This is a genomic window from Bradyrhizobium arachidis (assembly GCF_015291705.1).
GTDB classification, from domain to species: Bacteria; Pseudomonadota; Alphaproteobacteria; order Rhizobiales; family Xanthobacteraceae; genus Bradyrhizobium; species Bradyrhizobium arachidis.
The window spans coordinates 7,384,327-7,397,700 of sequence record NZ_CP030050.1; the positions used below are offsets into that span (position 1 = coordinate 7,384,327).

15 protein-coding genes are annotated in these 13,374 nt (G+C 63.1%); 9 read left to right on the plus strand and 6 right to left on the minus strand.

The window, feature by feature from the left end; translation table 11 throughout:
- Positions 1-26: 26 nt before the first annotated feature.
- On the minus strand, positions 27-908 hold the full coding sequence (locus WN72_RS34725) for an SDR family oxidoreductase (RefSeq protein ID WP_027564456.1): 882 nt from the start codon (positions 906-908) through the stop codon (positions 27-29).
- Between the two features lie 225 nt (positions 909-1,133).
- Between WN72_RS34725 and WN72_RS34730 the strand changes: the two genes are divergently transcribed.
- A complete protein-coding gene (locus tag WN72_RS34730; protein ID WP_063617235.1) occupies positions 1,134-1,658 on the plus strand; it encodes a MarR family winged helix-turn-helix transcriptional regulator in 525 nt (174 codons plus the stop codon).
- 46 nt (positions 1,659-1,704) lie between these two features.
- Here WN72_RS34730 and WN72_RS34735 read toward each other — a convergent pair whose 3' ends face one another.
- Both WN72_RS34735 and WN72_RS34740 read right to left on the minus strand, forming a co-directional pair.
- Entirely contained in the window at positions 1,705-2,607 is a 903-nt protein-coding gene (locus tag WN72_RS34735) for an SDR family oxidoreductase (protein ID WP_092218342.1), read from the minus strand.
- 15 nt (positions 2,608-2,622) lie between these two features.
- Complete coding sequence (locus WN72_RS34740) at positions 2,623-3,813, minus strand: ABC transporter substrate-binding protein (RefSeq protein WP_244553907.1); 1,191 nt, start codon at positions 3,811-3,813, stop codon at positions 2,623-2,625.
- A 242-nt stretch (positions 3,814-4,055) separates the two neighbouring features.
- Between WN72_RS34740 and WN72_RS34745 the strand changes: the two genes are divergently transcribed.
- On the plus strand, positions 4,056-4,910 hold the full coding sequence (locus WN72_RS34745; RefSeq protein WP_244553903.1) for a MaoC/PaaZ C-terminal domain-containing protein: 855 nt from the start codon (positions 4,056-4,058) through the stop codon (positions 4,908-4,910).
- A 1-nt stretch (position 4,911) separates the two neighbouring features.
- Here the strand turns inward: WN72_RS34745 and WN72_RS34750 are convergent, their stop codons facing one another.
- The 3 genes from WN72_RS34750 to WN72_RS34760 form a co-directional block, all read right to left on the minus strand.
- The gene (locus WN72_RS34750) at positions 4,912-5,886 is read right to left on the minus strand and encodes a Bug family tripartite tricarboxylate transporter substrate binding protein (RefSeq protein WP_092218344.1); all 975 of its coding nucleotides are present in this window, start codon (positions 5,884-5,886) and stop codon (positions 4,912-4,914) included.
- 153 nt (positions 5,887-6,039) lie between these two features.
- Positions 6,040-6,519, minus strand: a complete 480-nt coding sequence (locus WN72_RS34755; RefSeq protein ID WP_027564460.1) for a hypothetical protein — start codon at positions 6,517-6,519, stop codon at positions 6,040-6,042.
- 10 nt (positions 6,520-6,529) lie between these two features.
- Positions 6,530-7,507 carry an amidohydrolase family protein gene (locus WN72_RS34760; protein ID WP_051377677.1) on the minus strand — a complete coding sequence of 326 codons (978 nt, stop codon included), beginning with the start codon at positions 7,505-7,507 and terminating at the stop codon, positions 6,530-6,532.
- Positions 7,508-7,698: 191 nt separating this feature from the next.
- Here WN72_RS34760 and WN72_RS34765 point away from each other — a divergent pair, with 191 nt between their 5' ends.
- Genes WN72_RS34765 through WN72_RS34795 form a run of 7 tightly spaced genes read left to right on the plus strand, consistent with a single transcriptional unit; the run spans position 7,699 to position 13,362 of the window.
- Positions 7,699-8,904: an NAD(P)/FAD-dependent oxidoreductase gene (locus WN72_RS34765; RefSeq protein ID WP_028146197.1), complete on the plus strand. Its 1,206-nt coding sequence runs from the start codon at positions 7,699-7,701 to the stop codon at positions 8,902-8,904.
- A 22-nt stretch (positions 8,905-8,926) separates the two neighbouring features.
- Positions 8,927-10,198, plus strand: a complete 1,272-nt coding sequence (locus WN72_RS34770; RefSeq protein ID WP_035729352.1) for an aromatic ring-hydroxylating oxygenase subunit alpha — start codon at positions 8,927-8,929, stop codon at positions 10,196-10,198.
- 14 nt (positions 10,199-10,212) lie between these two features.
- The gene (locus WN72_RS34775; RefSeq protein ID WP_092218345.1) at positions 10,213-10,698 is read left to right on the plus strand and encodes an aromatic-ring-hydroxylating dioxygenase subunit beta; all 486 of its coding nucleotides are present in this window, start codon (positions 10,213-10,215) and stop codon (positions 10,696-10,698) included.
- A 12-nt stretch (positions 10,699-10,710) separates the two neighbouring features.
- On the plus strand, positions 10,711-11,472 hold the full coding sequence (locus WN72_RS34780; protein ID WP_027564463.1) for an SDR family oxidoreductase: 762 nt from the start codon (positions 10,711-10,713) through the stop codon (positions 11,470-11,472).
- A gap of 9 nt (positions 11,473-11,481) precedes the next feature.
- Entirely contained in the window at positions 11,482-11,796 is a 315-nt protein-coding gene (locus tag WN72_RS34785; RefSeq protein WP_092218346.1) for a non-heme iron oxygenase ferredoxin subunit, read from the plus strand.
- A 1-nt stretch (position 11,797) separates the two neighbouring features.
- Positions 11,798-12,481, plus strand: a complete 684-nt coding sequence (locus WN72_RS34790) for a TetR/AcrR family transcriptional regulator (RefSeq protein ID WP_092218347.1) — start codon at positions 11,798-11,800, stop codon at positions 12,479-12,481.
- Positions 12,478-13,362 (plus strand): VOC family protein, encoded by an 885-nt coding sequence (locus WN72_RS34795; RefSeq protein ID WP_167381050.1) that lies wholly within the window; start codon positions 12,478-12,480, stop codon positions 13,360-13,362. The genes WN72_RS34790 and WN72_RS34795 overlap by 4 nt, the downstream gene beginning before the upstream one ends.
- Positions 13,363-13,374 lie beyond the last annotated feature (12 nt).

Genomic DNA, 13,374 nt, shown 5'->3' on the forward strand with positions numbered 1-13,374 from the left:
GCATTCAAATCCCGCCCGCCAGAAGCTCAGATCGAGCGCGCCTGTTTCTCCTTCTGGACCGACGCTTGAATGGCTTCGCGCGCACGCTGCCAGTCGGTCGCCGAGAGTTTTGAAAGCCCCGCAAAAGTGCTCGGCGCGGCCAAATGATGCCCGCCATCGATGCTGATCGTGTCCCCCGTGATGTAGCTTGAGCCATCCGACATCAGGAAGATCAGGAGATTGCGCAGCTCATCCATCTTGCCGAAACGGCGCAGCGGCACCTCCTCGGCCTGGGTCGCGCCGACGCCCGTCTCGGCGAGCGGATTGAGCTTGTCCCACGCCCCCTCAGTCGGGAACGGGCCAGGCGCGATGGCATTGACGCGGATCCCCTTGGGTCCCCACTCGACCGCGAGCGACATGGTCATGGCGTGCACGGCGGCCTTCGCCATCGCCGAGGGCACCACATAGGCCGATCCGGTCCACACCCAGGTGACCAGATTGCTGATGATGCTGCCTGGGAGGCCCGCGGCGATCCACCGCTTGCCGCAGGCAAGCGAGGCATAGAACGAGCCATCCATCACCGTGGAGCGGACCGCCTCGTAGCCGCGCGGCGAGAGGCTTTCAGTGGGGGCGAGGAAGTTGGCCGCGGCATTGTTGACGAGCCCGGTGAGCGGCCCCTCCGCCCAGATGCTGGACATCATAGCCTCTATGCTGTCGGGATCACGCACGTTGGCAAGCAGCGCGGAGACCGTTCCCCCTGACCGTTCGGCGATGTCGCGCACGGCCTGATCGAGAACCTCTTTCCTCCGCCCGCAGATGTAGACGTGAGCGCCGTGGGCGGCGAAACCGACTGACATCTCCTTGCCGAGGCCAGTCCCTCCGCCCGTAACCAGGATGCGCTTTCCCTTGAGCACAGCAGCATCGAACATGGGCACTTCCTTCCTGCGATCGGCTTCCCGTCAGGCGGGCGCTTCTACGTCCAAAGGACCGGCACCCTGCAAAAACTAATACACTAGCGTACTTCTTTTGTAAATCCTCGCTCCGCCAAGTAAATCGGGGGATTTCCGCCCGATCCAGCGACCTTTCCTTTAAAATACGCTGGTGTATGGTATTAGTTGAACCTCTGCCTCCGGCTCGCCTCAAGGGAAACATCGATGGTTGAACAGCCCGATTGGGATCTTCGGCTTGGATATCTCATCCATGACGTATCGCGGCTCAGGAGGATGATGTTCGATCGCGCGCTCGCGCCGCTCGGGATCACACGCTCGCAATGGTGGGTCCTGGCGTTCATTTCGCGCAAGGACGGCCTTCCCCAGGTGCAGCTCGCCAACGAGCTCGACGTCGGCAAGGTCGCCGTCGGGGCCTTGATTGACCGGTTGGAGACATCGGGCTTCGTGATACGGCAGGCCGATCCGGTCGACCGGCGGATCAAGCGCGTCTATGTCACCAAGCAGGCCCGCGGGTTCCTCGAAAAGCTCCGGAAGGAAACCGACAAGTTCAATGCAAGGATCGTCAACGGCATCGACCGCAAGCAGCTGGAAGCTGCTTCGGAGGCCCTCCTTGCGATGAAGCACAACCTTCTGGCCATGTCGGATGGCACGGAGACCGAGAGCGGCGAGGACGAGGAGGAAGAGGCGCCGCGGTCCAAAACCCGGAAAAAACGGCGGGCGGCGGCCTGAGGCCAGCCACCCGCCCGAGGTGCTCCGGGAGGAGTCCTTGGGAAGCTCATGAGACGATGTCGCGCCCCCAGATATCGGCGTTGGGCCGCGCTTCCTGCATCAGTTTCGCCACCTGAGGGCCGAGTTCGTTGGGATCCTCGACCGGGTCAATTCCCGGGCCCGCGTGCCAGCCCTCTGCGACCTTGAGAATCCCATCGCCGGCCTCGAATACGCGACCAGTCACGTCTTTTGACTCTTCGCTCGCGAGCCAGACCACGATCGGCGCGACCCAACGCGGATTCCGTCGCTTGATCTCCTCCTCGGTGCGCTCACGCAATCCTTCGGTCATGCGGGTCTGCGCGCGCGGCGCGATCGCATTCACCGTGATGCCGTATTGGCGGAGCTCCATCGCGCTGATGATGGTGAAGGCGGCGATACCGGCCTTCGCAGCCCCATAGTTGCTCTGGCCGACATTGCCGAACAATCCGGAGGCCGACGAGGTATTGATCAGGCGGGCGCTGACCGGCGCTCCCTGCTTCTTGGTTTCCTGGCGCCAGTACTGCGCGGCGTGGTGAGACGGGGCGAAGGTACCTTTGAGATGCACCTTGATCACCGCGTCCCATTCCGCCTCGGTCATGTTGACCATCATGCGATCCCGCAGAATACCCGCGTTGTTGATGAGAACGTCGAGCCGGCCGAAAGCGTCGATGGCGGCATCGATCAGCGCCTTGGCGCCGGCCCAGTTGCTGACGTCGCTGCCGTTCATGATGGCTTCGCCGCCGGCGCGCCTGATCTCATCGACAACCTCTTGTGCGGGCGAGAGATCGGCGCCCTCACCCGCAGCAGTGCTGCCGAGATCGTTGACGACGACCTTAGAGCCCTGCTCTGCCAGCATCAGCGCGTATTCGCGACCGAGCCCGCGGCCGGCACCCGTCACGATCGCAACCCGCCCGGCGCATAGTCGTCCCATTTGTCGTCTCCCTGCCTAGTTCTTCATTTCGCCGCTCATGACGTCGCCGAACAGATGCCAGTTCGCTCCCTCGAAGCGCATCAACTGCCATTGCTTCACCGGGGCGAAATCGCCCGGTGACGTATTCAAGCGGATGCCGGGAAGCAGCATGCCCAATTCGACCTCTTTCAGCTGGGCCGCCTGCCGCATCACGTTCTCGCGCGTGAGATCGTCGCCGCACTGCTTCAGCAGATGGACGAGCGCCTGCGCCGTGTTGTAGCCGTTCACGATCAGCGTATCGCTGCGATCAGCGCCTGGAAAATAGCCGTCCAGAAATCGGTTGAGCTCCTTGAGGCCGGAATCGTCCACCCACGCGGGGTCGTTCGGATCCTTGAAATAGGCTGCCGAGATCAGGCCTTGCGCGTGCTCGAATCCTGCGGGCTTGATCACGCTTCCGATCGATGCCGAGACATAGCTGAGAAGATGCAGCGGCTTCCAGCCGAGCTCCGACACCTTCTTGATCGCCTGCGCCGCAAATTTCGGTGTCGCAATGTCGAACAACACGTCCGCGCCGGTCGCCTTCAGCTTGACGAGGTGCGTATCGATCGTCGGCTCCGACACGTCGAAGGCTTCCTCCGCGACGATCATTGAAGCGGCCTTGTCGCCGAGCGCCTTCCTGATCCCCCTGAGGTAGTCCTTTCCGAAGTCGTCGTTCTGAAAGAAGATCGCGATCTTCGCCGTCGGCCGTTCCCGCAGCACGTATCTTGCGTAGATGTAGCCCTCGGTCTCGTAGCTTGGGGTAAATCCCATCGTCCAGGGGAAGTTCTGAGGATCATTCCATTTGGCCGCTCCGCTCGAGACGAACAATTGCGGCACCTTCCTGACGTTCAGATATTTTTGCACGGCCGAGTTGGCCGCGGTGCCGAGCGCGTTGAAGACCAGCAGAACCTCGTCGCTCTCGACCAGCCGCCTCGTTTGTTCGACCGTCTTCGGCGGCGAGTACGCGTCGTCGTATGACAGGAAGACAATGCGCCGGCCGTTGATGCCCCCCTCCGCGTTGACCTTGCGGAAGTAGGCCTCCTCGGTCTTGGCGACCATGCTGAAGGCGGACGCCGGGCCGCTATAGGGCGACGTGTTGCCGATCTTGATCTCGGTGTCGGTGACACCCGGTCCATATCGCTTCTCTCCAGCCGCGGCCTGACTTGCGTGCAGACCAACCAGGATCACCGCCGCGGCCCGGACGGCGTCGCGACCTCCGGGGCCGCCAAAAAGCCGCCTGCAAAGGCTCGCGACACGGGCCGCCCGACTTGAATGGCCAGCATCCCACTTCACGGCGCTCTCCCTTTCCGCTCCCATTGCGTCGCCATTCGCGAATTAGTACGCTTGTGTACTATGTGATGGAGCATGATTGCAACTGCCATTCGAACCGCACCCCGATGAATCGGGACTCGCCAGCATGGGAGGACATCTTGAACCTCGAAGCCGTACGAAATTTCCGTTTTGAGCCAGTCACGCAGAGCTATACCCGTCGCGACACCATGCTGTACGCGCTCGGCCTCGGCTTTGGTTCCGATCCGCTTGACCCGGCGCAGCTCGATTTCGTCTATGAGGCAAATCTCAAGGCCGTGCCGTCGATCTGCTGTGTGCTCGCTCATCCCGGGTTCTGGGCGAAACGGCCCGAGCTCGGCATCGATTGGCTAAAGCTCCTGCACGGTGAGCAGCACTTCGAAATTCACGCTCCGATGCCGGCCGAAGGCACGGTGAGAGCCAGCTATGAGATTGTCAGCGTGGCGGATAAGGGTGCAGGAAAAGGCGCGATCCTTCACCTCGTCAAGACACTCGACGACGCCATCAGCGGACTGAAATTGGCGACGGTTCACAGCGTGCCGTTTCTGCGCGGCGACGGTGGCTGCGGCAGCTTTGGCAATGTCCCGGCCGAGCCTACCGCCCTTCCGGAACAGGCCCCCTCGCAGACCCAGGACATCGCGACGCTGCCCCAAAGTGCACTGATCTATCGGCTGAGCGGCGACTACAATCCGATACACGCCGATCCCGACGCCGCCGCAAGGGCCGGCTTTGACCGCCCGATCCTCCACGGCCTGTGCACGCTAGGAATCGCAACGCGCGCGGTCGTCGCCACCCTCGCCGATGGCCGCCCCGAACGCCTTCTCTCGCTATCGGCCCGTTTCAGTCGTCCGGTCTTTCCGGGAGAGACTATCCGAACGGAATTCCTCTCCGTCGGTGGCCAAATCCGCTTTCGCTCACGCGTCATCGAGCGCGACGTCGTGGTGCTCGACCGGGGAACGGCGGTGCTCCGCGATTGACCTACTTCTTCTCGATCTTCGCGATCGCGACGATCTCTGCCCAGCGTCGTGTGTCGGCTTCCTCGAACGCTTTCAGCCGGTCGGCTCCGGCCGGAAACGGTTTGGCCCCCACGGATTCGAGATAGTCCGCCGTCTCCTTGTTGTTGACGAAGGCCAGCACGACCTGACTGAGCTTCGCCACGATGTCGGACGCGGTGCCTGTCCGCACGAACACGCCGACCCAGGCGGTCAGCTCGGCACCAGATAGGCCGGCCTGCGCGAGCGTTGGGACGTCGGGCATCCCCGCCAGCCGATCGCTGCTCGTCACGGCAAGGACGCGCAACCGACCATCCTGGATCAAGCCCTGCGCACTCGCCGGATCGGCGAAGACGCAATCGATCTCGCCCGCCAGCACATCCGTCAGAGCCTGTGGCATCCCGCGATACGGAACATGCTGCATGTTGATTCCGGCCCTGGCCCGAAACAACTCCGCAGCACCCCGACTCGACGTGTTGCCGCTTCCGAATGAGAGTGGCTTCTCGCGCGTCTTCGCCATGGCGATGAACTCCGCGACGCTCTGTGCCGGAAACTCCGGCTTGACGGCCAGCATCATCGGAATGGTCATGATCCCCGCCACGGGCGCAAAGTCCGCCGCGGGATCATAGGGCATCGCGTTGAACAGGTTGATATTGGCCGCTTGCGTCGAGTTCGTGGTGACGAACACGGTGTAACCGTCCGCCTCAGCCTTCAGAACCGCAAGCGCCGCCAGATTGCCATCGGCTCCCGGCTTGTTCTCGATCAGCACGGTCGCACCGGTCTCGATGCGAATGCTTTCGGCAAGACGCCGCGTCACGGCATCGGTTGCACTGCCTGCCGGAAACGGCACGATGAGATTGATGCGTCGCGACGGGTATGATTCCGCTGCGGCCTGCCGCCATCCGGACGCCGCGATCGACACGGTGATCAGGCACAGAACGATCGCATCCCGAACTCGCATGGATTCTCCTTGGGCCTGAAGCGCTTGACGTTCCCACGCTGCGGCACAGCAGTGGCCGCAGTCCCCGATTTGTTCTGATCGTACTCTACTTTACGATCTGGAGGAACGTTCGTCCATCGGCCGGACATCCGCCTGCGTCCGATGCATGTCTCGCTAGCTGCACGGCGCCGACTCGCCGCTCGTCCTGCTCAGTTCGACACGATCGAGTCTCGGAAAGAGCGCGTCGTCGAGGCCGATATCGGCCGCAAAGTGCATGGGATCCGCGTGGCCGCAGATCACGTCGGGAAAGTGCCAGCTCGTGGTCCCCAGAACGGTCTCGCCAGCGAGCACCGCAATCTTCAGCGGATGGCTCGTCCCCACCCCGCGCGCGCTCTGATAGCCGTCGGCGATGCAGTAGAGTTCGAGCCGCAGTCTGTTCTCAGCCACGCGCTGGACCGACAGCTCGATCTCGCAGAAGCCGAAGGCGGGGTCATCCTTCGAGCCCTCGGCGTAAAAGTAGAACGCGCCGATCTTGCCGTGCGCGCACGGACCGAGCTTGTAGTCCTTCGGCACCTGCGGATCCGGCCGCGCCGGCGTGCGCGGCGGCAACGGGCCGAGCGAGCAGAATTGGCGATAGGAATAGCACTGTCCCAATCTCTCCTCCCTACCGGAGCGCAAACAGCCGCTTCGCATTGGCGGATAGCTCCGCACGCGCAACAGACAGGACTTGTTCGGCGAATTGCGCAGGCTTGTCCTGCTTGATCGTGAACGGATAATCCGATCCCACAACGAGCTGATTCGTGCCGACCTTGTCGGCCAGGTATTGCAACGCCGCACCGTCGTAGAGAATCGTGTCGTAGTAGAAGGATCGAGCGATCTCTGTCGGATTCCTTGCAAACAGGCTCTCCAGCGGTGGTCCCATCCCAAAAGCGTGGCCCAATCTCGGCAATAGCCAGGACAGCGCGCCGCCACCATGGCTGAGCAGGATTCGCAAGGAGGGAAAGCGCTCGAGCACACCGCCGGTCATCAATGACACGGCGGCGAAAGCCGTCTCCAATGGAAATGCGGCCACAGCCGCAAGCTCTGGGCGACCGCCCATTCGATCAAGCCCGAGAGGATGCAGCGGATGGATCATCACGATCAACCCGCCCTGCTCCGCCGCGGCATAGACGTCATCGAGGCGCACGTCGCCGAGCGGCACGCCGTTGATGTGCGTGCCGATCTCGATGCCGCGCAGACCAAGCAATCTGATGTCGTCCATGTGCCGCACGGCAAGCGCGACATCCTGCATGGGAACCATTCCAATGCCGACGAAATGCCGCGGATGGTCCGCGCATAGCGCGGCAATCCCCTCGTTGACATGGCGGCACAACGCGTCCGCGTCGGCAGGTGGAAACCAGTGTGACAGCAATTCCGGCATGGGCGAGAGGACCTGAATCTGGACGTCGTCGATCGCCATATCGTCGAGCCGGCGGCGCGCGTCCCAACTTCGGGAATCGATCACCCGAAACACCTTACCGCCGACCATGACGGCGGCCGATGCGTCCCGCAGCTCAACCGAGGGCCAGAGCGGATTGCGGGCGGAGTCCGCCGGAATGTGCCGCGGGACGAAATGAGTATGGGTGTCGATCGCTTCGACCAAGACGTTTCCCCGACAGATTTGAATGCTGCGCCCGCGACCAGACAGCTCGGAACATGCAGGGCCGGCCACTTACAAGCAGGTTGGACTGTTTTTATTATCTATGCAATCCAATATTCGTATGCTAGTGCACAATCTAACGAACAGTGCGGTCGGCGATCGCATCAGGGAGCGAAGCGAGCGTGGCGCGAACGATGAACGACATCGTGATCGCTGGAGCCGGCCAGGCCGGGGCGCGGGCAGCTGAAGCGCTGCGGGCGCGCGGCTTCACGGGCTCGATCACCATGATTGGCGAAGAGCCTCATCCACCCTACGAACGGCCGCAGCTCTCAAAGAGCCTGCTGCAATCTTCTGATGCGCCTGTCGCTTACATCAAGCAGGCCGCAGACTGGACCAAGACACTTGATATCCGCATCGAGACCGGCGCTGCGGCCATCGAGTGCGATGCCGATCGCCGCATCGTGTCGACTGCGGACGGCCGCAACTTCCGTTTCGACGGCCTGCTGCTTGCGACCGGAACGCGGCCGCGGCGGCTCTCCGCGCTGGAAGATGCGCAGATCGAGGTGCAGTATCTGCGCAGCGTCGAGGACGCGCTCCGATTTCGTCGTCATATCCAGGCAAAGTCGCGCATTGCGATCGTCGGAGGCGGCGTCATCGGCCTCGAAGCCGCTTGCGCCGCTGCCAGGAGCGGCTGCCATGTCACCGTGATCGAGAATGAGGAGCGCCTCCTCGCACGCGCGTTTCCGCCTCTGGTTAGCAGCCTCGTTGCCGACAGGCACCGCGGTCACGGTGTCACGTTTGTCTTCGGCGCGACGGTGACCGGAAGCACGTCACGTTCGGTCGATTTGAGCAACGGCGCGGAGATCGCCGCCGATCTGGTTTTGGTCGGTGTCGGCGTCACCCCTTCGGCCGAACTCGCCGTCCGGCTCGGTCTGCCCGCGGCCGAAGGCATTGCCGTCGATGCCTGCGGCCGCACCGCTGCTCCCGACATCTTCTGCGCGGGTGATGCCGCCTTGCAATGGAGCCGATGCCACGGCCGCGCGATCCGCGTCGAGACCTGGGCGAACGCCCAGAACCAGGCGATCTCGGTCGCCGCCAACATGATTGGCGAGACCGTGGAATACAATGATCCTCCGTGGTTCTGGACCGACCAATACGACCTGAACATCCAGGTCACAGGAGATATGCGCGATGCGGAGCATGTCGCCCGCGGCGATCCGAACGGCGATCGGTTTTCAATCATAGCCATGCGTGGCGCCGAGCTTGTGGGTGCGCTCTCGGTGAACGCGGCGAAGGACATGGCGATGCTGCGGCGGGTCATCGCCGCCAACGCAAGGCCGCGGCGCGCCGATCTGGAGGCTCCGGGCTACGACCTCAGATCCGCGCTGAAATCACATTGAGATATTCGAGGGAGGGACTGCAATGAATGCGTTCCAGCGAATGAACACGGCGCTGATGGTCGACGAGGCCAGGCAGATCTTCAAGGTCTCCCGCCAGGCTTTCGTCGACCCCGACATTCTCGAGGCCGAGCGCGCGCGCATCTTCGACAAATGCTGGCTCTATCTCGGCCATGCCTCCGAGCTTCCCAAGTCCGGCGATTTCGTCACCCGCCAGGTCGGCGGGCGCAGCATTCTGTTTGCGCGCGACGCCAAGGGAGGCTTGCGCGCCATGTTCAACACCTGTCCGCATCGCGGCGCGCAGGTCTGCCGCGAGAAGCACGGCAACGCAAAGTCCTTCCAGTGCTTCTATCACGGCTGGGTCTTTGGGCTCGACGGCGCGTTGCGCAGTCAGCCCGGCGAGGCTTCCTATGCGCCTGATTTCAAGGAGCGCAGCACGTCCAACATGCAGCCGGTGCCGCGGTTCGAAACCTACCGCGATTTCTGTTTCGTATGCTTCGACCGGAACGCCGAGACGCTCGACACTTATCTCGGCCCGGTCAAGGAATATCTCGACATCATCGGCGACCAGGCCGAAACCAGCATGACCATCGTCGGCGGCACGCAAGAATACTCGATGCGCGCCAACTGGAAGCTGCTCACCGAAAACTCGATCGACGGCTATCACGCACTCACCACCCACGCGACTTATTTCGATTACCTCAAAGCCACCAATGGCGGCCTCGTGCCGGTGCCGCTGGAGGGTGCCGCGCGCGATCTCGGCAATGGACATGCAGTGCTGGAGTACAAGGCGCCGTGGGGACGTCCGGTCGCACAATGGGTTCCGATGTGGGGCGACGATGGCAAGCGCGAGATCGACCGGCTCTACCAGGGACTTGTGACCCGCTTCGGCGAGGAGCGCGCCAAGCGCATCGCGCTCTACAATCGCAATCTGTTCGTGTTCCCCAACCTCGTCGTCAACGACATCATGGCCGTGACGATCCGCACCTATTATCCGCAGGCGCCTGATTTCATGACCGTCAGCGCATGGGCGCTGGCACCACGGGAAGAGACCGACTGGGCGCGCAAGTACCGCCTGTTCAATTTCCTTGAATTCCTGGGCCCCGGCGGCTTCGCGACGCCCGACGACGTCGAGGCGCTGGAGCAGTGCCAGCGCGGCTTCCGCAACGCCACGGAGGCGCAGTGGAACGACATTTCAAAAGGCATGGGCAAGGAGACGCCCGCTTATGACGACGAGTTGCAGATGCGCGCGTTCTGGTCGAACTGGAACAAGCACGTCTTCGCGGCATCGGCGTGAGTCAGGAGAGGCACATGCAGAATATCACCCGAGACGACGTCGAGGATTTCCTGTTCGCCGAGGCCGAACTGCTTGACGAATGGCGGTTGCCGGAATGGCTCGAACTGTTCACGGACGACGCCATCTATTACGTACCATCCACCGACGTTCCCGCGGACTCCTCGCCCGACAAGAACCTGTTTTACGTGGCCGATGACCGCTTTCGCCTCAGCGAACGCGTCAAGCGCCTGATGAAGCGTACCGCGCACGCCGAATTTCCCCATTCGCGGACGCGGCACCTGGTCAGCAATGTGCGGATCCGGAGCCGCGGTGACAGCGAGATGGAGGTCGCCGCCGCCTTCATCACCTATCGCACCAAGGATGGCGTCACCGATACCTATTTCGGCAGCAACCGGTATCGGCTGGTTACCGACAATGGGCGCCTCCGCATCAAGGAGAAGCGCTGCCTGCTCGACAGCGAAGGGCTGCGCACGCAAGGGCGCGTCAGCATCATCCTCTAGGGACGTTCGATCGTGGACAGGAAGCTCAAGAACAATGTTGCCGTGGTCACGGGGGCCGCAAAGGGCATCGGCCTTGCGATCGCGGAGCGGCTTGCCAGGGACGGCGCGAGCTTGATCCTCGCCGACCTCGATGAGGCCGGGCTGAAGGAGGCGTCGGCTCGTCTCATCCATGAGTTCGACGTGGAGGTCGCGAGCGGAGCCGGTGATCTCGCGGAGCAAGGCACCGCCGAGAGGACCATCCGGCTTGCTTGCGAACGCTTCGGCCGCCTCGACATCCTCGTCAACAATGCCGGCGGCGGCATCATCAAGCCGTTCGCGGAACATACGCCGGAGACGCTGAAAACGACGATCGATCGCAATCTCTGGACCGTGCTGTGGTGCTCCTGGTACGCGGTGCCGGTGATGCGTAAGCAGGCCTATGGCCGCATCATCAATCTCGGTGCCGATTCCGTGCGCAACGGCCTCTGGGATCATGCCGCCTACAACGCGGCCAAGGGCGGCGTGCACGGCCTCACAACCGGCATGGCGCGCGAGTTCGCCCGGGACGGCATCACCGTGAACACGGTTGCTCCCTGCGCGGTGAATACGCCGCAGATGGTCGCCATCACCAAAAGCAACCCGGCACTCGCTGCCAAATTCGTCAGCGTCATCCCGATGGGGCGGCCAGCCGAAATGGAGGAAGTCGCCTCGATGGTCTCCTATCTCGCGTCCGCCGAAGCGTCGTTCGTGACCGGCCAGGTCATCAGCGTCAATGGCGGCAGCACCATGCTCTAGGTTCTCGCCATGGCCGAAACAGTCATTCTCTGCTCTGCCGACGAGGTCGTCGAAGGCGAAATCAAGCAGGCTCCCCTGCCCGACGGCACCAACGTCGCCCTGTATCGCGTGGCCGGCACGATCTACGCCACGGCCGATATGTGCACCCATGGCGAGGCTTCGCTGTCGGAGGAAGGTCTCATCAACGGCAAGATCGTGGAATGCACCTTCCACTTCGGAACCTTCGACGTCACCACGGGCGAGCCCACCGGCATGCCCTGCGAGATTCCCTTGAAGACCTATCCCGTCACGGTCGCGGACGGGAAAGTCCAGATCGAGGTTTGACATGCCGTCCCGACCCAATCGCGCTCCCGCCCCGCTCAAGACGGCACGGCGATCGCTGGCGCCGCCGCGCCGCCGGACCCAGGCCGAGCGGACCGCCGAGACGCGGCTGCGGATCCTGAAGGCAGCGGCCAACCTGATCCGGCGTCGTGGCTATGCGCGATTTCGCACTGCCGAGGTCGCCGCCGAAGCCGGCGTCTCCCGTGGCGCCCAGCTCCATCACTTCCCGACCAAGGATTCCCTCGTCGTCGCAACGCTCGAATATGTGTTCGAGCAAGCACAGATCCTCAGCCGCCGCCGCGCCGCCGCGGTGAACCGGCCACGCGACCTGACCGAGGCCGTCATCGCCGACGCCAGGGAATTCTTCTTCAGCGAGCACTTCATGGTGGCGATCGATATCGTGCTCTCAACCTCCACCGACCAGGCGGTCCGCAAACAGATCCTCGACATCTCACGCAAGGCGCGCCGTCCGGTCGAAGCGGCCTGGGCCGAGGCGCTGGTGGCGGGCGGTGTTCCCGCAGCCGTCGCGGCCGATATCGTCGCACTCACCCTCGGTGTCGTCCGCGGCATGGCATTGCGAACGCTCTGGGACAACGATCCCAAATGGTTCGACCATCTGTTCGGGCTCTGGCGCCAGATGATCAGGATCTTCATCGAAGCCGAGCAAAAGCGAGGTCGGCTGCGATGATCGCCGTGTTGAACGGCACGAAGCCATTGATCACGTCGGTCTGCTACGTCCGCTACGCGGTCAAGGAGCCGCAGGCCTGCGCGCGCTTTGTCTCCGAGATCTTCGGCCTGCAGCAAGTCGCGAGTCAGGACGGCGAGGTCGCCTTCCGCTCGGACGACCGGTTTCGCACCGTGAGCCTCAGCCGCGATCAAGCCGATGGCGCCAGCATCGGCATCGAGGCCTGGGACGATGCAGCGCTCCAGGAGATCGGGGAACGGCTGCGTGCACAGGGCTTTGCCGTGAGACCGGCAAGCCCGGACGAATGCCAGCAGCGATATGTGCAATCAGCCCTGCTTGCCGACGATGCCTCCGGAAATCGCATTGATCTTGTGACCCGCCCGACACGGAGCGGCCGTCGCTATTTTCCGCCGCGCGATGCCGGCATCGTGCAATTCCAGGGCGTCGGCCTGCGCAGCATCGACCACGCGCGCGATCTCGCCTTCTGGCGTCTGCTCGGCGCCGAGGTGGCCGATTGGGTCGGCGACATCGCCTATTTGCGTATCGACCATCTTCACCATCGCATCGCGCTCTATCCCTCGCAGCGGCCCGGGCTGCTCTACGCCGCCTTCGAGGTCGAGGCGCTCGATCAGATCATGCAGAACAGCTACTACATGCAGGAAAACCAGGTGAAGATCGTACAAGGCCCCGGTCGGCAGCCGGCCTCGCAACAGATCTTCCTTCATGTCGAAGGGCCCGATGGCCTGATCCTGTCTTACGTCACCGGCACAGCCGAGGCCGGCGGCAGGCCGCGCCCTCCCCGGCAATTCCCGCCCACAGCAAGCTCACTCTGCAATTGGGGCAGCGAAAGCAAGGGCGTTTCCGAACTAGGCGCGCAGAGCTAACCGAGGAGAGAG

Coding starts and splice junctions, on each gene's coding strand:
- WN72_RS34790 (WP_092218347.1), top strand. CDS start 11,798: ATGCCGTCCCGACCCAATCGCGCTCCCGCCCCGCTCAAGACGGCACGG.
- WN72_RS34770 (WP_035729352.1), top strand. CDS start 8,927: ATGAATGCGTTCCAGCGAATGAACACGGCGCTGATGGTCGACGAGGCC.
- WN72_RS34795 (WP_167381050.1), top strand. CDS start 12,478: ATGATCGCCGTGTTGAACGGCACGAAGCCATTGATCACGTCGGTCTGC.
- WN72_RS34785 (WP_092218346.1), top strand. CDS start 11,482: ATGGCCGAAACAGTCATTCTCTGCTCTGCCGACGAGGTCGTCGAAGGC.
- WN72_RS34765 (WP_028146197.1), top strand. CDS start 7,699: ATGAACGACATCGTGATCGCTGGAGCCGGCCAGGCCGGGGCGCGGGCA.
- WN72_RS34730 (WP_063617235.1), top strand. CDS start 1,134: ATGGTTGAACAGCCCGATTGGGATCTTCGGCTTGGATATCTCATCCAT.
- WN72_RS34775 (WP_092218345.1), top strand. CDS start 10,213: ATGCAGAATATCACCCGAGACGACGTCGAGGATTTCCTGTTCGCCGAG.
- WN72_RS34725 (WP_027564456.1), bottom strand. CDS start 908: ATGTTCGATGCTGCTGTGCTCAAGGGAAAGCGCATCCTGGTTACGGGC.
- WN72_RS34750 (WP_092218344.1), bottom strand. CDS start 5,886: ATGCGAGTTCGGGATGCGATCGTTCTGTGCCTGATCACCGTGTCGATC.
- WN72_RS34735 (WP_092218342.1), bottom strand. CDS start 2,607: ATGGGACGACTATGCGCCGGGCGGGTTGCGATCGTGACGGGTGCCGGC.